Origin of the sequence: Bacteroides cutis (genome assembly GCF_900241005.1) — a bacterium.
Classification (GTDB): domain Bacteria; phylum Bacteroidota; class Bacteroidia; order Bacteroidales; family Bacteroidaceae; genus Bacteroides; species Bacteroides cutis.
Map to the genome: position 1 here is coordinate 1 of NZ_OEST01000007.1, position 19466 is coordinate 19466.

Below are 19466 nucleotides of genomic sequence, written 5' to 3' on the forward strand. Positions count from 1 at the left end.
GATTTCTATCTCTTGCAATACTATTTGCAAAAGTATAAAATCAAATCCCGGAAAAATTTTATTCGCGTAATGCATTAATATAAACTAATTTAAATCATGTCTGAGAAAATTTCTTTGGACAGTAGTGTTTGAATATTTCAAATTATCAAAGGACCCTACATTGTAATAATAAGATCCTCCTATAAAATAGCGGACTTTTTCCGTACCACCTGTGATATTCAACGCGTGGCGAGTTGCCCATGGAGTTTTCCATGCATCATCCAAGAAACTATAATCTGTAGATGCAAAATGTGCTAATTCATCATCTGTATACCAGGAAGATTTTGTTGTGGGATCTTGTTGTTCCACATTCGGATTCCAAATCTTATTGTTAATATAACCTTGAATAGCCCTATCATTTAGATAAGTAGCGTGTTCATAAGCAGTCAAAGTTTCTGGGATCATGGCCGCAACATCAATACCTACCGTACCTGTATAATTGATAGTTGGTTTTACATTACCTCCTTTTTTAGTAGTGACTAATACAACACCATTTGCAGCGCGAGAACCATATACAGCGGCAGATGCACCATCTTTCAATACTGAAATATTAGCAACTTCACTGGCATCAAGTGCATCAAAAGCCATTTTATCTCTTACGACTCCATCTATAACGTAAAGTGGATCCGAGTTATTGGGAGTTCCTTTTGCACGTACACTGAAGGATGCAGATGTTCCAGGTTTACCGGTACCTTGACTAATATAAACACCTGAAAGACGCCCGGCAAGAGCAGAAGATAAGTTTGCGGAAGGAAATTCTTCAATAGCTTTTGCATCAACGCTTGTTACACTACCTGTAACGCTTCCTTTTTTTTGAGTACCATAGCCCACAACTACCACTTCATCTAATGCCTGTGAATCTTCTGTTAATACAATTTTTAATTTAGTACCTGTTGCTGTTTCTGTAACGTCTTTGTATCCAATGTAACTAAATTTAAGAGTAGCTCCTTTAGTACATTTAATTGAAAAATTACCCTCTACATCTGTAATAGCTCCATTAGTAGAGTTCTCTTCCGTGATTGTTACTCCAATCAGTGGATCACCATTAGAATCTACTACTGTTCCCATAACTGTTATACTTTGAGCTTGCGCCATTATACTCAAAGAAAAACCTAACAGTACCAATAAAATACGCCATGTTAGCGATTTTGATTCGTGTTCTTTCTGTTTCATCAATTTTACATTTTAAAATTAGACTTGGTTTAACAAATTTTCTCATTCTTTTTCTGATGTATCATCTTCTGTATTTTCGCATAATATCAATACGGAATTGAAACAGTAAAATTTGTTGCGGTAAAATATTATTATTTATAAGCGTTTGTTTCGTCTTGAAATATTTATTATAGAGAAATGGTATTAACGGATCTCCTTTATATGATTGAAGGTACTATTACTAAAAAATGACAAACTTTAGTTATAAAAATAGTCAATAAAAGAATAAGGTGATGTATCCCTCTGCGGATACATCACCTTATATAAATTCATGGAATATTAGATATAAATATTAGTAATTAGGATTTTGTACTAATATACCATTTGAAAAATCAATTTGTCCTTGTGGTAATGGAAGGTATTCGTGTTTTTTAGACCATGCAGGAATGATATTTGTATAGAGGGGATCTAATACAAGACCATTTAGTTTATCCATGATTTTCCATCGTCTCATATCATAATATCTAATTAACTCAAATGGAGTTTCAACCCGACGTTCATGACGAATAGCTTCACGCATTTGTTCTTGACTTAAGCCTTCGGGAAGGGCTTCCAGACCTGCACGTTTTCTTACAAGTTTTACCATATCTGCTGCTCCAGGTTTGCCCAATTCATTTGCTGCTTCAGCTCTTAGTAAAAGAAGTTCACCCCAACGTAAAATTACAATGTCTTGCTCGCTACGTTCTGTTTGGTTCCAAAAATCACTTTGTTTTAATACTGGACGTAGCCATTTGATCATACGTTTACCATTACTAGATTTAGTCAGATTAATCATATCACCACCTTCCCATTGATATACATCATTAAATGCAATAATCTGATTTAATCGATTATCTCCTTCTTCATATTCTTTAGTCAGATCTTCTACAGGATTTAGCATACCATAATTACCATATGAATTGTCAAAGATATGATAACTATTCGGAGCTAAATATTTAATGGAGAAAATAATCTCATTACTATTTTCCTGATTGGCCGGACGGAAAATATCTGCATAATTATCATCTAAAGAGTATCCCGTTATTGTTCCAAGTAATGTATAAGCTTCTTCCAAATCATCCATATGAGCTACTGTGCCATCGTCGCCATATGCATGAAACATTAAAACACGAGCCTTCAATGCTTTAGCAGCCCCCTTAGTTGCATGTCCCCCTGCTTCTTTATAAGTTTTATCATCCATTTTATTAATAGCGGATTGCAGGTCCGTTGTCAATTTTGTATAAACCTCCTCCAATGTGTTTTTGGGCATATTTTGTGTTTCCAGGGTCAAAGGTTTATCTATATATGGAACTTCTCCATAAAACATATACAATAAATAGTAACAATAAGAACGTAGAAACAGAGCCTCACCTTCCATCTGATTACGTACAGACGCAATGTCTGTACCTTGATATTTATTCAGTTGATCTATGAATATATTTATACGAGCAATAGCTCTATAGGCTTCCTTATAAATATTTTCGATCAAACCAGTGGTAGAAGGGTCTATGTTATCTGCTTGGATCATATCTGCATTGTATATTTTACTGGATCCCTGATTACCGTATGCATTATCTGTCAAACAGTCAAAAGTAGGAATGATCCATGATAAAGTTTCTTCTTGCATACCTTGATAACAAGCTGTTAAAGCTGATTCAAAATCCGCTTTTGATTGCCAATACACACTTTCGGAAGGTGTTGAGGTTGGAGGAGTATCTAGAATACTTGAACAGGAATTTAATCCCAATGCTCCAACGAAAAATGATATATATACTATTTTTTTCATTTTCATGTTTTTTGTATATTAGAACTGAAGATTTACACCAAATGATACAATTCGATTTTGTGGATAATAAACAAGACGGGTGTTAGCTTTGGAAGTGTAGTTACGTTCCGGGTCTCCTCCCTGAGGAAACTTAGTTATCGTCAACAAATTATCACCAGAGAAATAGACACGTAACTTTTCAATTTTAATTTTACGTGTTAATTCTTGAGGAATAGTATAACCAAATGTCAAATTCTTTAGACGGAAATACGACCCATTATACAAGAAAAAAGAATTAGCGCGAGTATTTTTGGTTCCGCCCATATTATCATAATACAAACGCGGATATTTTCCATTTGGATTTTCTTCAGTCCACATATTTTCAATGTAGTCCCAAGAAATCGGGGAACCTTGTCTAAATGGTTGAATACCCCAATCTTTAGCATAGTGTTTTACTCCCTGCACACCTTGTCCCATTATTGAAAGGTCAAATCCTTTCCATGTAGCACCAAGGTTGATCGTATATTCAAAATCGGGGAAACGTCCATCTATTACGGTACGATCGTAGTCATCAATAACACCATCCGGTTTTCCATCTTTACCACTAATATCTTTGAATTTAATATCACCAGGCTGAGTATTGTCGTTATATTGTTTAGGGGAATTTGCCACATCCTCCTCATCTTTAAAAATTCCAATGGCTTCAAGCATGTAGAATGATTCATAAGGTAAACCTTCACGACAGATTGTTCCGTTATTGATGTAGTCAGCTCCATATTTGGTTAACTCATTACGTGATCGGTCAAAGAAAACGCCGGCATTATAAGACAATCCCTGCATTTTACCAGAATTAACATAGCCATTATAAGATAAGCCAACTTCTATTCCTTTATTTACTAGTTCTCCACCATTTATATAAGGTGCATCCAAAGCTAATAAGTTGTTTCCTTGTGCCCTACGGAGAATATCATAAGTTTTTTTCTTATACCAATCAAAAGTAATATTCAATCCATTAAATAAAGTTGCATCAAAACCGAAATCCCCGATAGCTGTAGTCTCCCATTTCAGATCGACATTACTAAAAGCTGTTTGTGCTACACCTGAAGTCAATTCTGAATTATCAAAGCTGTAATCTTTACCAGTAGAAAGTACAGCATAATAAGAGTATAGGTCAATATTTTGATTACCCAGTACACCGTATGAACCACGAAGTTTCAAGCTATTCAACCAATTCCAATTCAGATTTTTCATCCATTGTTCTTCTGTGACACGCCATCCCAAAGAAAATGAAGGAAATAGACCCCAACGAGAGTTTTTGGCAATACGTGAAGTTCCGTCATAGCGAGCGTTAACTTCTAATAAATATCGTTGTTTGAAAGCGTAGTTTGCCCGGAAGAAAGCAGACATCAATCCCCATTCTTCGGATTTTCCTTCATTGGTTTGTACAGCAGCTGTACCGCCATTGATTTCATGTAACGGAAAATCATAGTACTGGCGATAAGCACCAACCATATCATATCTATAGGCTTCCAAATTATATCCAGCCATTAATGAAATATCATGGTCATGTTTCTTTGAAGTCCAATCATATTTAAGATATGTATAAAAGTTGAAGTAGGAACTATAATCCATGTCACTATCCAATCCTGTTCCTCCTGTGTTTAGGTTGTTAGCAGGCTCTCCGGAATGATACCAATATACTGGAGTAACTTGTGCACGCCAATCTTTGGTATGTGTCTGTTTGTAACGCATAGCTCCTTTGCTATACCAAGATAATCCTTTAGCCAGATTTAATTCAATCCATGCTTGTGCGTTAATATCAGTATTTACATATTTCTTGAAGTTCTCGGTTTCAATAATACCTACCATGTTTTTATTATTGCCTTCAAATTGATATGCTTTGTAAGTATATTTACGTATACCTGAACCATCATCCGGTAACCATGGCATATAAGTTGGTGCTTGAGAGATTGTGGACAAGTAGGCATCAGTATCTCCTTGACGGGTTTGTTGACGATAACTACGGCTTCCTGCAAAATACATACCAAACTTAACCCAACTATTGATTTCAGACTTCAAGTCCAATGCAGCATTATATCGCTCATAAGTTTGTCCCTTCATTGTACCAGGTTGTTTTACCATACTGATAGAAGCATTATATGAGGTTTTTCCTACTGTACCGGCTACACTTAAATTATGTTGTTGAACAAATGCTGGATTAAACATATAATCAATCCAATCAAAACTAGGATATTTTTCTCGATCAGATGGATTAGTATAGGCATCAATCATTTCTTGTGAATAACGATCTGTAGCTGGGGCACCAGAATTATCTTTTGCTATATTGAAATATTTCATATAGGTAGGAGAGTCCCATACCAAGTCTAATAAGGTTGTCGGAGTATGTATAGCGTAATTACCATTATAAGCAACAGATACTTTATCTTTCACTCCAGCACCGTTTTTAGTTGTAATTAATATAACTCCATTAGCTGCACGGGAACCATAAATGGAAGCGGAAGCTGCATCTTTCAATACAGATACAGATTCAATCATATTAGGATCAAGTGTTGCTAAATCACCTTCTACACCGTTTATAAGTATCAAAGGATTAGAACCCGCAGAAGAATATGTACCTTGACCGCGAACACGGATTTGTACATTTTCATCGCCGGGAATACCACGGTCTGAAGTAACACGAAGACCAGGCATTTGTCCTTGTAACATAGTAGAAGTGTTTGCTACAGGTCGTTTAGCAAGTTCTTCTCCTCCGACAGCTGATACTGCTCCCGTTAGGTTTACTTTCTTTTGAGTTCCGTAACCGACTACCACTACTTCCTCTAAAGATTGTGCGTCTTCAATCAACACAATTTTTAAATTAGTTCTTGTTGCTGTTTCTGTTACGTCTTTATAACCAATATAGCTGAATTTGAGGATTGCACCTTTGGCACATTGAATAGAAAAGTTTCCGTCTATATCGGTAATCGTTCCGTTAGTAGTATTTTGTTCAGCGATAGTAACCCCAATAAGAGGATCATTATTGGCATCCACTACTATACCTTTTACCGTTATGTTTTGAGTTTGTGCCAGCGTACTTAAAGAAAAACTTAAAAGTACTAACAAAATACGCCATGATAGCGTTTTTGATCTGCATTCTTTTTTTTCCATTAATAAATTAAATTAAAAAATTAGACTTAAATTAACTAAGGATTCATACCTAATAATCTTTTTGAGTAAAATCATGTTTTGGGTTTTCGCATAATATCAATACGTTATGTGTTTTGTTAATGATTTTCTACTTTTAGTTGATTGATTTAATCTATACAAATAATTTGTGTTATGTGTCTATTTTTGAGTTTTGAACATGCAATTTGCATATACGTTCATTATTATGGATTGAATTTTGTTAATAGTGCCGAGTTCTTTTTTCTTTCATCAGCTTCAAAACTGGCGAGGTAATTCTCGGTGATGATAAGGTTGGAATGCCCGAGACTTTCGGATATATAGGCTATGTTGACTCCACTCCGTTTTAGGACTGTGGCAAATGAGTGGCGGGCAGAATAGGTAGTGATACGGGGAATTCCGATTTCATGAGCTATTTTTTTGAGAATTTGATTACATTCGGTAACAACTTCTCTTATTAGCTTTACCTTTTCAAAAGGATCTTCTGTTCCCTTGGCAAATGGAAAGATGTATGTTTCCGGAGATATATTAGGGTTTCCCCATCTGTTGATTATATGTTGCATTTCGGGGGTGATGACAGCATGTATGATTTTACTATGTTTGGTATTTCTGGCTGTTTTAGCGCGTATAAAACATATTTCCTCATTTATGATGTTGGAATATTGTAAGAAGAGCATATCACGGAAATTAATTCCATTACAGAGATAGGAGAAAAACCATAAATCCCTGTATTTTTCGGTTGTTTCTGTACCATCACTATACGTTACTAATTGTTTGATCTGTTCCAGAGTTAGTGCGAGTTTTCGTCCGCTTCCGTTGGGAACTTCATATTTCCCTTTTCCAAAAGGATACTGGTTTTCTTTGATAATGCCATCTTTACGAGCCATGTTAATGATACATTTTAGATTTCTGAAATAGAAACTCATACTTGAATAACTACTTCCTGTTGAAAGCCAAAAGTGTTCACATCTGTTTAGCCAGTTTATGGTTACATCCTGAAATGAGATTTGTTTTCCTGCAAACTGTTCAATTTTATTTAGAGTACCTTTATAGGAGAGGTAAGTATTTGCTTGTCCATTTATTTTTAACTCTTCCATTTTTTTGAGGAAAACAGAATTAACGGAGATACCGGAATATCTTCCTAAGCGAGCATTCAAGATATCAAAGCTGAACTCTCCTCGGAAGACAAGAGTTTCAACTTGTTGTTTGATAATCGAAAAGCTATTTTCCAGGTTGGAACGTACCGTTGATAATTTACGAATTTTACTATTGGGAAGTAATTTCCATTCTTCGATGGAAAGTTCTTGTCCTGTTGAGTAATACTTTTGTTTACGATTGTAGATGACTTGTACTTTTACGGGATATAATCCGTTTTTTTTTGCTTTTCTTTTGTCTAGTACAGTGAGTACAGAAACACCGTCTTTTGAGTATTTGTACATAATCTAATTAATTAAATTATTAATATGTTTTCTGGATAAATTGCTGTAACATACAAATTGCATACAAAGTTGATAAATGTAGATAGAATTGGATGTTTTTTGATACGCAATCAATAGTAATTGAAACAAAGTTAATAGTATACGTTATTGTGTTTTTTTATTTTTGTTAAGAGATAGAAATATAATAATTGATAACAATTTTAATGTTATGATGAAGAAATTAATTTTCCTTTGGAGTTTATTGGTATTAGGATGGCAAACCACCTATGCAGATGGAAGTCCAACCCGGGAACGTGTCAACATCAATAGGGATTGGCACTATCAAGAGAATGATCCGGCAGGAGTTGACTCTACTTTACATTACTCTCGATTGAGGTCCTATTTACTTCCGTGTGCTAATGATTTTTTTATTTTTGGAGATAGGTACAAACGTCCTGAAGGAAATCCCGGGAATGATGTACCTTACGTTAAAACGGATTTTGATGACAGTCATTGGAGACAACTGGATTTGCCGCATGATTGGGCTATAGAAGGGCCGTTTAATATTGATTATGTGGGAGCTACCGGGAAATTACCCTATTGGGGAATACGCTGGTATCGTAAAAAGATTGATTTACCGAAGGAGGATGTAGGAAAGCAGATTTATTTGGATATAGATGGTGCCATGTCCTATGCTTCCGTTTGGTGTAATGGGAAGTATGTAGGTGGATGGCCATACGGGTATGCTTCTTTCCGTTTAAATTTGACTCCTTATGTAAAGGCCGGACGGCAAAACGTGTTGGCAATCCGTTTGGAGAACCCGGACGATGCTTCACGTTGGTATCCCGGAGGAGGAATTTATCGGAATGTATGGTTAGTGAAAACTTCACCGGTACATATATCTCAGTGGGGAACAGATATACGTAATAATTCTGTAAATGCTGATAAAGCCGTTATGGAAATGGGAGTGCGTATTGAAAATCATCAGGAGTCTGATGTACAAGCAACGCTTCATACCGTGATATATCATCAGGGTGAAAATGGAAATCCAACGGGAGAAGAAGTGGCTCGGGTAGCAGATAAGAAGATTGATATTAAAAAAGGAAGTTGGGGAACCGCACGTTTTAATTTCAGTGTCAGTAAACCTAAATTTTGGGATGTAGACTCTCCACATTGTTATGTTGCAGTAAATCGTGTATTTGTGGACGGAAAAGAAGTGGAAACTTATCAAACTTCTTTTGGTATCCGTACAGCTGAGTTCACACATGACAATGGTTTTATGTTGAATGGACGTAAAGTAGCCATTAAAGGGGTGTGCCTGCATCATGATCTCGGAGCATTAGGTGCTGCGTTCAATGAAGTGGCGGCAGAAAGACAGTTGCGTATTATGAAAGAAATGGGAGCCAATGCGGTACGTACCTCTCATAATCCTCCGGCACCGGAATTGGTGGCTCTTTGTGACCGTCTTGGCTTAATGATGCAATTGGAGTTGGCCGATACATGGCATAAGGGTAAGAGAAAGAATGATTATAGCAGACTTTTTGATGATTGGAATGAAGCTGACATGCGTTCAGTAGTACGTCATTATCGCAATCATCCATCAGTAATTATGTGGAGTATCGGTAATGAAGTGATGGAGCAGATGACGGATATGGGTGTAGAGATAGCACATCGTTTGACTGCCTTCTGCCATGATGAAGATCCTACGCGTCCCACTTCTTTAGGCTGCAATAATCCTAACGCACTTTTCCGGGATATAGTAAATCATGTGGATATATTGGGACAAAATTATCGCCATCAGGCTTATGCTAAGTTTAAAAAGCAAAATCCTACGCGCAGGTACCATGCAAGTGAAACTTCTTCTGCCACCAGTTCTCGGGGAGAGTATTTCTTTCCGGTTACGACAGATCCCAATGACAGTCGTGTCGGGTTTCAGTTATCTTCATACGATATGACTACTATTGGTTGGGGATGTTCTCCCGAAGCACAATTTAAGATGAATGAAGAATATCCTTTTATGAGTGGAGAATTTGTCTGGACCGGATTCGATTATATCGGTGAGCCTACTCCATATAATAAAGATCTGACTAACCTTCTGAACTTCAGCGATCCTAAAGAATTGGAAAAAGCCAAAAGAGAGTTGGAAGAGTTAGGCAAAATCAAAACTCCTTCCCGCAGTTCTTATTTTGGTATAGTGGATTTGTGCGGCTTCCCCAAAGACCGTTATTATAATTATAAAAGTTATTGGCGTCCGGAAGTTCCTACTGTACATATTTTGCCTCATTGGAATTGGGAAGAGCGTATCGGTGAGATTACCCCTGTACATATATATACCTCTGGAGATGCAGTTGAATTGTTTTTGAATAATAAATCATTGGGACGTAAAGAGAAAGTGCATTCTTATGATCGTCTGATTTGGGAGGATGTGCGCTATGAACCCGGAACATTAAAAGCTGTTGCTTATAAGAATGGTGAAAAATGGGCTGAAGAAATTGTTGAAACAACCGGAAAACCAGCCGCCTTGCAAGTAGTGCCTGAAAAGAAGTTTTTGAAAGCAGATGGGGTAGACCTGTCTTTCGTTCGCGTTTTGATTGTAGATTCTAAAGGCCGTATGGTTCCACGTGCTAAAAATCATTTGAAATTTTCTGTTTCAGGTCCTGCCGAGATTGCAGCTACCGATAACGGCGATGCCACTGATCTGACTTCATTCCAAGCGCCGGAACGGAATGCATATAACGGTATGGCATTGGTGATACTTCGTAGTCAATATCAAAAAACGGGTAAAGTAGTGTTGACGGTTGAAGCTAAAGGTTTACCTAAGCAGAAAATTGTATTGGATGTGGAATGAAATCGTCGATAACAAATAAAAAGCGGATGTCTCACAACATCCGCTTTTCCAAACAATCTAACCAAAAATAATCAATCTATGAGATAATACCTATCAATTAACTACGAATTTAAAAAGCCTATGAATTATTTGTGAGTATGATGTGATGTTTGTATTGCAGCCCTCACGTTATCCATTGGAGTTTTGGGCAAAATTGTACAATCCGCTCCCAATATGAAGCGTTTACCTATTAAATCGTGTTTTAATGTGTTTACTTCTTGAATAACTTCGTTTACAGTTCCCTCTAAAATTGTTCCTTTTCTATATAAACCACCCATTACAGGACGTTTAAACAACCTTTCACAATCTTGTAAACTGAATGGTTTGCCATTTACTTCTATGGGAGCATTGACAATCTGTCCCGGATACGATATAAATCGGGTTAAATCATCATAACTGCCCTCATAGTCGCAAATGTGGAGAATATTTAATTTTGTGTTTGTGTTGCATTCTTTCATGACTCTCAGGTCGTATGGTTTAACAAATGTTTCAAAAAAATCAGCTGTTCCATAGAATTTTTGTTCGCCACCCTGAGTAGGAGTGTAGAAACCGTCTACACCAATCTCTTTACAAGCTTTTACATATCCTATTAATGCTTCGGTAAAATATTCGAGCGCACGTTTAATTCGTTCCGGTTCTTTAGTAGCATAGGCTACTACTGTTTTTGCCCCTACACTTTGAATTAGCATCTGGAATGGGGAATACACAGTTGGAAGAACCATTGCATTAGTTCCCGCAATATCATATATTCCTTTTACTATATCTAACGTAGGTTTAAAAAAATCAGCAGGCAGAGGTTTTATCAAATCCCAATCTTCTGCTTTTTCGATACGGACACGTCCGTATCCTTGCTCGAATTGGATTTTCACAAAATCCATTCCTGTTGACAGGAAATACCTCAAATGAGCATTAATTGCATTGTCTCCGACTTTGGCATCTTTACCAAAATGCATAAAGAACGCACAAGGTATGTATGATTTGTCTAAAGTTCCATCTAGAAACTGCTGCATCACTTCCCGTTTATTGGTCGGGATTTGTGCCTGTACCAAAGTGGTGATGCAAAGTAATATGAAGAATAACTTTTTCATTTGTGTTTCTCATTATCAGTTTCGTTGCTGCAAAGATAGGGGCGTAGTTAATATGAGACTTTCAATATCGTTCCATTACTTTGCTCTTTTGTCTCAAAAACGGTTTTTGATATTAAAATGACTGTTTTTTATATGAAAAAAGGACTGAGTTGACACAACCCAGTCCTTTTTAAAAGAATATGTATTAGTTCTATTTCACTTGAATAATATCATAATTCAGATCACTTACCGCTTCTTGCAGGCTGTCGTTGACCAAACGCAAAGTAGTATCGTTTACCACAACAAAGTATACGGGAGCTTCTCCATTGTCTGGGGTCAACTGATAAGCTGTCTTTTTCTTTTTGTTTACCTCTTTCTGGATAACCTTGCTTTTGCCTTTAGAAGTGAAACTCTTGTCTTGTCCTTGTCCGTCTGCATCCAGATAAGTGGTGACCAATGTATAACCACATTCACCGTCAGGGCCTACGCTATCTACACTCAATACATACTGAATACCCGGACCGTCGGCAGCAGGAAGTATGCCTTCGTATACAGCCACAGCAGAAGAATCGTTACCGACTACAGTCATTGCGCCTTCTTCCATTACACCATTGTTTTGATTTCCTTTTGATTGGCAGGACACCAATGCAGCTACGATAGCTACAAACATCATTACTTTTTTCATTGCTTTAACAGTTTAAGTTAATATATAAAGACGCTTACAGCGTGATTATTCTTCATTGTCTCGTTTGATAACAAGTAATTTATCCACTCTTCCGCGGTCCATGTCCACTATTTCGAAATCCAGGTTTTTATAACTGAACAGGTCACCTGCTTTCGGTACACGTCCTATAAGGAACATGGCGAGACCGCTTAAGGTAGTAAAATCCTCTTCTTTCAGGTCATCATAATTCAAGATGTTCATTGCTTCCATAAAATCATCTATGTTCATTGAAGCTTCTACCAGCATTGAACCATCTTGTCTCATTACGATTTCTTCTTCTTCCGTTTCATTCTCTTCCAAGATGTCACCGAAGATACTTTCCGTTAAATCGTGCAGGGTGATGATACCTTCCGTATTTCCATACTCGTCTACAACAACTCCGAACTTATTTTTGTTCTTCTTAAAGAGTTCTAAAACTTTCTTTGCATATAAACTTTCGGGAATAAACAAGGGAGCGCGTGCGATATTCCGCAAGTCGAACGGTTGGTCGTTACCTATCATAAGAATAATATCCTTTACCGAAACTATTCCGATAACCTCATCTTTACCTCTTTCTACCAGTAGATATTTACTGAAATGTTCTTCACGGATGATGCGTAACACTTCTTCTTGCGTATCCGTAGGATGGAGTACGACAATATCACGGCGGTGAGTCATCAAGTCATTGGCTCTTTTGTCTGAGAAACGGAATACATCGCGCAGCATTTCGGTTTCTTCTTTATCAATAACTCCTTGTTCCGAGCTTTGATGCAGGATCATTTTCAGTTCATCTTGCGTCATCTGCCGTTCTTCATCACTGTTCAGCCCGATAAACTTGTTCATTAACTTGGTAGAAGCACTGAGCAGACATACAAACGGATAGGAAATCTTAGTCAGTACAATCATAAAAGGACTAAGCATCGTTGCCCATTTTTCCGGGTTGTTCAAAGCCAAAGACTTAGGTACCAACTCACCGATAATGAGCGAAAGATAAGTGATGACTGCCACTACTGTAACCATGGCAAGCGTGTCGGCATATGCAGCAGTTCCCGGAATCAATTCGAACAATGGTTCTACATCATTAGCAATGGTAGCGCCACCGTATGCACCGGATATAATACCAATCAAAGTAATACCGATTTGAATGGTAGAAAGGAATTTCTCCGGTTCTTCCAGTTGCTTTAAAACTCCTTTAGCTCTTTTGTTCCCTTTACCGACTAACGTTTCTAGACGTGCTTTACTAGACGAGACTAAGGCTATTTCATACATGGCAAAAATGCCATTCAAGATAAGTAGGAATAGAATAATTATAAATTCCATATTAAGTTATGAATAGTTTTGCTGCAAAGATAACGTTTTTCAGATATTTATTGTTAATATTGTCACCTCTTAAGAAGATTAAACAATGAAAAGCAAATTATTCTTATTCAGTCTTTTGTCTGTATTGCCTGTTTTAGTGATGCAGGCTGCACGCGTAGATACCATAAATGTACAAAGTCCGTCCATGAAAAGAAGTGTCAAAGTGGTGTATATCATTCCCGACAGAGCTGTCGGGCAACAGCCTCAAGCTTGTCCGGTGGTTTATCTTTTGCATGGTTATGGAGGGAAGGCTGAAAGTTGGTTACTCTTGAAACCCGAACTCAAAGAGATTGCTGATGAGAAAGGTATTATCTTCGCGTGTCCCGATGGTAAAAACAGTTGGTATTGGGATAGTCCGAAAAATCCGGAATATCGTTATGAAACTTTTGTGTCCTCAGAACTGGTAAACTACACCGATATACATTATGCTACCATACCTTATAGGAGAGGGCGTGCCATCACCGGTCTCAGTATGGGAGGGCATGGAGCATTGTGGAATGCATTCCGTCATAAAGATGTATTTGGGGCAGCAGGTAGTACAAGTGGAGGTGTTGATATCCGTCCTTTCCCAATGAACTGGAAGATGAGTGAACAGTTAGGTGAATATGCCGCTAATAAAGCATCTTGGGATGCACATACCGTCATCAATCAGATAGATAAGATTGAGAATGGAGATTTGGCTTTGATAATAGATTGCGGTGAAAGTGATTTCTTCCTTGAAGTGAATAAGGAGTTTCATAAACGCTTGCTGGCACGTAATATCGATCATGACTTCATCACCCGTCCCGGAGAGCATAACGGTAAGTATTGGAATAATTCTATTGATTATCAAATACTGTTTTTCAGTAAGTTTTTTAAGAAATAATTATTCGATTACATAGTTTATGGTGCGATCGTAGTTCGCATTACCACTTTTTATTGTTTCGTTGCAAGACGTAATAATCCCTTCATTGTTAGTTTTATAGGAATAATGGGTGGTTTCATTGTTTCCCGTATTTCCATCGGGAATAATCTGGGTTATTAGAGTTTCCAATGGTTCTCCCAATAGTTTTCCATAAAGGGCGGCTGAGTGTAAAGACATCGGATACATCTCTGCAAGGAACAGGCATGGTATTTCCGACAGGTTTGCAATTTCATTGCCGGAGGAAGTAGTTGCAGTATATTTTTGCTCGTGAGTGTCTACTTTCTGGGTAATACGCAGTGTCCTGTAACTTTCATAATCAATATCGATGGAAGAATATATCTTTCCTTCATCCAGACTTTCCGTTATCTTCTTCAGATAATATTTATTCTCTGTATTTATGAGATAAGAGAAAGTATATGTACGGGTAGTAACCGCTTCCTGCCGGACACATTTTGTGGCATATCCTTTATCGTTAAATGTATAGGTAGACACATTACCATAATCATCGGTCACTATAGCCTGATGATTGTCATTATAGGTTATGGTTGTAACCGATTTCATTCCGGCCTTTTCACCTGCAACCGTATAAGTTTGTAAGGTAGTGAAGTCTGTTACTTTGCCTTGGTTATAGGAGTAAGTTTGAGTAGTGGTAACCGTAGGGACTCCTACTTCAAAGGGACTATCTTCCGACAGTTGGATTTTAGAAAAAGAAACCTTTGGGTAATTATCCTCTGTAATTCCATTATCTGTATCTTCCTGATTATCGCAAGACGTTACTCCTACAAGAAGAAGTGAAAGAGCAAAGATTACTTTTTTCATTATTGCTTTTACTTTATAATCAGTCCCTTGCGGACATTCCGTTTCATCATGACACTTTTGTCGGCTGTCATGCGTGTATTGCTTGGTTTGGGCAATTCTATGTTTCCAACGATCAGTTGCAATGTTGTGTTGAGTAACGTTTCATCCGGATTTCCCAGGGGAAGATAGTTTGCCAAATAAGCTGTTTCATTGATAGGATAGTCCGGTTTAAAACCTTCGGCATATTCCGACTCTCCGTTGGAGTTGAAGATTTCACATACAACCGGGCGAAGCACCCAAGGGTATCGGGAATTCAGATAAACGGCAGTTCCTACGTTTTCTCCTTTCGTAGTCTGTCCTATGAGAACAACGTTCATATAAGGTTTCAGACAGTTAATAAGCATTTCCGCAGCACCGGCGGTAGTTCCGCTGGTAATTACGTATAAGGTAGATAAATTCAGATTGGCACCTCCCTGTAGCAGTTGGGCATCCAATATGAGATCGCGGTTCTTTGCGCTTTGCTTGTTGTTATATTGCAAGAAAGCCAATGGGCTGTCCAGCTTGTCGGCAGGAGCGAGTATATCTCCTAAAAGTTGCACACACTCCATTTCTCCCCCCGGGTTGTAACGCAAATCAAGTATGAAGTTATTGACGCCTGCCTCTTTGCACTCTGAAGAAAAACTTCTCAGTATGGCATTGTAGTCTTGGCTGCCGTCTGTGGAACCGGGAACAAACTGATTGTATGCCAGATAGCCGACAATCAAGTTTGTATTCTGAAGAGTGAAGATACGGCGGGCATGGATAGCATTGTCCGTTACCGTACGGGCGGCGGGAAGATTGACATTCCGGTCCGATTGGATGATACCCATTTCTTTGTCTTCTTCATCTTTCTGAACCGTATATTTCCCGATAAGCAGTTCACGGTTACCTCCGTCTACCAGTAGTTTTTCTGTTTTCTTGGTAATGGAATCGCCGTCTATCAGCATGATCCATTCTCCTCGTTCCAGTCCGGCATTGGCAGCCGGAGAGTTTGGAATGACGTATGAAATAAGGGCATTATATACCGTATCGCTCGTTGCCAGTTTATATAAAGTATAGTCGAAACCATAACTTGGCACAGGTGTATTGTCTAAAGTATCTACCGTTGAAAAACCTTTGTCATAAGAAGACAAAAGACTTTTCAAGAAAGCCGCCGGTTCTTGGAAATAATTCAGTTCCTTGGGTGAAGGGATATCCTCATACCACAGATAATCTTGTCGCATAACGCTGTCTATCCATAAATCTCGTCCTGTCAAAGGATAATATTCAGGCCAACGGTCTTGTCCGCAGGAAAACAGTGTCGTTAGCGTAAGAATTCCCAATAGAGGGATCAGCAACAGGTTCCTTCTCTTCATCAGTATCTTTTTCATTGATTTTCGTTGCAAAAATAGCGAATAGTTCGCTTATCTACCATAAATATGGTATAAAATTCCCTATACTGTGTCATTGGTTACCCTGCTTTCTCCCTCTATCTTTGCAACATCAGGAGATAGGAACGATTATTAACCATTAAAATACAGACGACAATGGAAACAAAGAAATTGCATTTTGAGACTTTACAGCTTCACGTAGGGCAGGAGCAACCGGATCCTGCAACGGATGCCCGTGCAGTACCCATTTATCAAACCACCTCATACGTATTTCGTAACTCTGCCCATGCGGCGGCGCGTTTCGGCCTGCAAGATGCGGGTAATATCTATGGGCGGTTGACTAACTCTACACAAGGTGTTTTTGAACAACGTGTCGCAGCGCTTGAAGGAGGTGTTGCCGGTTTGGCGGTAGCTTCCGGTGCGGCAGCCATTACATACGCTTTCGAGAACATCACTCGTGCAGGCGACCACATTGTTGCTGCCAAGACAATTTATGGCGGTACCTATAATCTATTGGCACATACATTACCCGGTTATGGAGTCACTGCTACATTCGTCGACCCGTCTGATTTGTCGAACTTTGAGGCAGCTATTCAGGAAAATACGAAAGCCATATTTATTGAAACTTTAGGAAACCCGAACTGTAATATCATTGATATTGAGTCCGTCGCTGAGATTGCCCATCGTCATAAAATTCCTTTGATTGTTGATAACACATTCGGTACTCCCTATCTGATTCGTCCCATTGAGCATGGAGCGGATATTGTGGTGCATTCTGCCACGAAATTTATAGGCGGTCATGGAACGTCACTCGGAGGTGTCATTGTAGATAGTGGTAAGTTCGATTGGGTGGCCTCCGGAAAATTTCCGCAACTCACTGAGTCTGATGCCAGTTATCATGGTGTTCGTTTTGTAGATGCTGCCGGTTCTGCCGCCTATGCAGTACGTATCCGTGCGGTACTGTTACGAGATACGGGGGCTACTATCAGTCCGTTCAACGCTTTTATTCTGTTGCAAGGGCTCGAAACATTGTCACTTCGTGTGGAGCGTCATGTAGAGAATGCCTTGAAAGTAGTTGAGTTCCTGAAAAATCATCCTAAGGTTGCCGCTGTCAATCACCCTTCATTGCCGCAGCATCCCGACCATACTCTCTATGAGAGGTATTTTCCTCAAGGAGCCGGTTCTATCTTTACGTTCGAGGTGAAAGGAGGTGTTGAAGAAGCCCATCGGTTGATTGATAATCTCCGGATTTTCTCTTTGCTGGCAAATGTAGCGGATGTGAAATCACTGGTTATCCATCCTGCCACCACTACCCATTCGCAATTGAATGAACAGGAGTTGGCCGAACAGGGCATCAAACCGGGAACAATCCGCCTTTCCATCGGAACAGAACACATCGATGATTTGTTGGAAGATTTGTCGCAGGCATTGAACAAGTGCTGAAAACGAGTGAAAAGGTGACGGATATATTGAAGAGTGAAAAGTTGATATATAGATGTTTGTAGTTTCCTATGGGTGGAAACGCCCGTTCCCTTTAATGGAAACGACAATTTCCCTTAATAGAAACGCCGGTTTCCCTTAATGGGAACGCCGGTTTCTTACTATGGAAACGAGCGTTCCCCTTTATGGAAACGAAAGTTTCTCTTGGGGAAGGTGATAATTGGATAATTGATTATGGATATTGCTGTACTACTTTCGGGAGGTGTTGACAGTTCGGTTGTTGTACATCTGCTTTGTGAACAAGGTCATCATCCTTCTCTGTTCTACATAAAGATAGGGAAAGATGATGCCGATTTTATGGATTGCTCTACCGAGGAGGACTTGGAGATTGCTTCGGCCATAGCCCGTCGTTATGGGCTTTCACTGGATGTGGTGGATTTGCATCGCGAGTATTGGGACAACGTAGCTGCTTATGCCATCGATAAGGTGCGCCGCGGTTTGACCCCTAATCCGGATGTGATGTGTAACAAACTAATCAAATTCGGCTGCTTTGAACAGCAAGTTGGTAAGGATTTCGATTTTACCGCAACCGGCCATTATGCAACTACCATGCGGCAGAATGGAAAGACTTGGCTCGGTACTGCATTTGATCCTATAAAAGACCAGACGGATTTTCTTGCCCAGATAGACTCCTTGCAAGTTTCCAAGCTCATGTTTCCGTTAGGCGGACTGATGAAACACGAGGTGCGTGACATAGCCCGTAATGTGGGGTTGCCAAGCGCCCGGAGGCGAGATAGCCAGGGGATTTGTTTCTTGGGTAAAATCAATTACAATGATTTCGTCCGTCGTTTTCTTGGCGAAAAGGAAGGAAAAATTGTAGAATTCGAAACAGGGAAGGTGATAGGTATGCATCGCGGTTATTGGTTTCATACAATCGGTCAGCGCAAGGGACTCGGTTTGAGTGGAGGACCCTGGTTTGTGGTACGCAAGGATATAGCGGAAAATGTAATTTATGTTTCACGCGGATATGATACTGATAAACAGTATGGTAATCGGTTCTTTATGCAAGATTTCCATTTTATTACAGAAAATCCGTGGAAAGATATAAAAGGAGAAATACCGGTTACGTTCAAAATACGGCATACTCCGGAGTTCATGACAGGACGATTGTTGCAAGATGGTTCGGGTTATTGTGTTATTTCCGGGAATAGGTTGCAGGGGATTGCCCCGGGACAATTTGGGGTAATTTACGATGAAACTTCCCGTTTTTGTATCGGTAGCGGGGAGATTGGTGTATAGAATA

General features: G+C 38.9%; 13 protein-coding genes. 4 read left to right on the forward strand and 9 right to left on the reverse strand.

Translation table 11 applies throughout. From position 1 onward, the window contains the following. Positions 1-84: 84 nt before the first annotated feature. From C1A09_RS13650 to C1A09_RS13665, 4 genes are all read right to left on the reverse strand, one after another. On the reverse strand, positions 85-1212 hold the full coding sequence (locus tag C1A09_RS13650; protein ID WP_245875042.1) for a SusC/RagA family TonB-linked outer membrane protein: 1128 nt from the start codon (positions 1210-1212) through the stop codon (positions 85-87). Positions 1213-1543: 331 nt separating this feature from the next. Next, on the reverse strand, positions 1544-3016 hold the full coding sequence (locus tag C1A09_RS13655; protein ID WP_101545495.1) for a RagB/SusD family nutrient uptake outer membrane protein: 1473 nt from the start codon (positions 3014-3016) through the stop codon (positions 1544-1546). 18 nt (positions 3017-3034) lie between these two features. Next, entirely contained in the window at positions 3035-6163 is a 3129-nt protein-coding gene (locus tag C1A09_RS13660) for a SusC/RagA family TonB-linked outer membrane protein (RefSeq protein WP_101545156.1), read from the reverse strand. 221 nt (positions 6164-6384) lie between these two features. Then, positions 6385-7617 (reverse strand): site-specific integrase, encoded by a 1233-nt coding sequence (locus C1A09_RS13665; RefSeq protein ID WP_101545159.1) that lies wholly within the window; start codon positions 7615-7617, stop codon positions 6385-6387. Positions 7618-7828: 211 nt separating this feature from the next. Between C1A09_RS13665 and galB the strand changes: the two genes are divergently transcribed. After that, positions 7829-10444 carry a beta-galactosidase GalB gene (gene galB / locus C1A09_RS13670; RefSeq protein WP_101545498.1) on the forward strand — a complete coding sequence of 872 codons (2616 nt, stop codon included), beginning with the start codon at positions 7829-7831 and terminating at the stop codon, positions 10442-10444. 125 nt (positions 10445-10569) lie between these two features. Here the strand turns inward: galB and C1A09_RS13675 are convergent, their stop codons facing one another. From C1A09_RS13675 to C1A09_RS13685, 3 genes are all read right to left on the reverse strand, one after another. After that, complete coding sequence (locus tag C1A09_RS13675; RefSeq protein ID WP_101545162.1) at positions 10570-11571, reverse strand: uroporphyrinogen decarboxylase family protein; 1002 nt, start codon at positions 11569-11571, stop codon at positions 10570-10572. Between the two features lie 190 nt (positions 11572-11761). Continuing rightward, on the reverse strand, positions 11762-12235 hold the full coding sequence (locus C1A09_RS13680; RefSeq protein WP_101545164.1) for a copper resistance protein NlpE N-terminal domain-containing protein: 474 nt from the start codon (positions 12233-12235) through the stop codon (positions 11762-11764). Positions 12236-12280: 45 nt separating this feature from the next. Beyond that, entirely contained in the window at positions 12281-13573 is a 1293-nt protein-coding gene (locus tag C1A09_RS13685; protein ID WP_101545166.1) for a hemolysin family protein, read from the reverse strand. Positions 13574-13658: 85 nt separating this feature from the next. Between C1A09_RS13685 and C1A09_RS13690 the strand changes: the two genes are divergently transcribed. Then, a complete protein-coding gene (locus C1A09_RS13690; protein ID WP_101545168.1) occupies positions 13659-14477 on the forward strand; it encodes an alpha/beta hydrolase in 819 nt (272 codons plus the stop codon). Here the strand turns inward: C1A09_RS13690 and C1A09_RS13695 are convergent, their stop codons facing one another. After that, positions 14478-15335 carry a DUF4595 domain-containing protein gene (locus C1A09_RS13695; protein WP_101545170.1) on the reverse strand — a complete coding sequence of 286 codons (858 nt, stop codon included), beginning with the start codon at positions 15333-15335 and terminating at the stop codon, positions 14478-14480. A gap of 8 nt (positions 15336-15343) precedes the next feature. Then, entirely contained in the window at positions 15344-16708 is a 1365-nt protein-coding gene (locus tag C1A09_RS13700; protein WP_101545500.1) for a S41 family peptidase, read from the reverse strand. A 171-nt stretch (positions 16709-16879) separates the two neighbouring features. Between C1A09_RS13700 and C1A09_RS13705 the strand changes: the two genes are divergently transcribed. Continuing rightward, a complete protein-coding gene (locus tag C1A09_RS13705; RefSeq protein ID WP_101545172.1) occupies positions 16880-18166 on the forward strand; it encodes an O-acetylhomoserine aminocarboxypropyltransferase/cysteine synthase family protein in 1287 nt (428 codons plus the stop codon). A gap of 231 nt (positions 18167-18397) precedes the next feature. Further along, complete coding sequence (mnmA, locus tag C1A09_RS13710) at positions 18398-19462, forward strand: tRNA 2-thiouridine(34) synthase MnmA (protein ID WP_101545174.1); 1065 nt, start codon at positions 18398-18400, stop codon at positions 19460-19462. The last annotated feature ends 4 nt before the right edge of the window (positions 19463-19466 follow it).

Coding starts and splice junctions, on each gene's coding strand:
- C1A09_RS13650 (WP_245875042.1), bottom strand. CDS start 1,212: ATGAAACAGAAAGAACACGAATCAAAATCGCTAACATGGCGTATTTTA.
- C1A09_RS13655 (WP_101545495.1), bottom strand. CDS start 3,016: ATGAAAAAAATAGTATATATATCATTTTTCGTTGGAGCATTGGGATTA.
- C1A09_RS13660 (WP_101545156.1), bottom strand. CDS start 6,163: ATGGAAAAAAAAGAATGCAGATCAAAAACGCTATCATGGCGTATTTTG.
- C1A09_RS13665 (WP_101545159.1), bottom strand. CDS start 7,617: ATGTACAAATACTCAAAAGACGGTGTTTCTGTACTCACTGTACTAGAC.
- galB (WP_101545498.1), top strand. CDS start 7,829: ATGAAGAAATTAATTTTCCTTTGGAGTTTATTGGTATTAGGATGGCAA.
- C1A09_RS13675 (WP_101545162.1), bottom strand. CDS start 11,571: ATGAAAAAGTTATTCTTCATATTACTTTGCATCACCACTTTGGTACAG.
- C1A09_RS13680 (WP_101545164.1), bottom strand. CDS start 12,235: ATGAAAAAAGTAATGATGTTTGTAGCTATCGTAGCTGCATTGGTGTCC.
- C1A09_RS13685 (WP_101545166.1), bottom strand. CDS start 13,573: ATGGAATTTATAATTATTCTATTCCTACTTATCTTGAATGGCATTTTT.
- C1A09_RS13690 (WP_101545168.1), top strand. CDS start 13,659: ATGAAAAGCAAATTATTCTTATTCAGTCTTTTGTCTGTATTGCCTGTT.
- C1A09_RS13695 (WP_101545170.1), bottom strand. CDS start 15,335: ATGAAAAAAGTAATCTTTGCTCTTTCACTTCTTCTTGTAGGAGTAACG.
- C1A09_RS13700 (WP_101545500.1), bottom strand. CDS start 16,708: ATGAAGAGAAGGAACCTGTTGCTGATCCCTCTATTGGGAATTCTTACG.
- C1A09_RS13705 (WP_101545172.1), top strand. CDS start 16,880: ATGGAAACAAAGAAATTGCATTTTGAGACTTTACAGCTTCACGTAGGG.
- mnmA (WP_101545174.1), top strand. CDS start 18,398: ATGGATATTGCTGTACTACTTTCGGGAGGTGTTGACAGTTCGGTTGTT.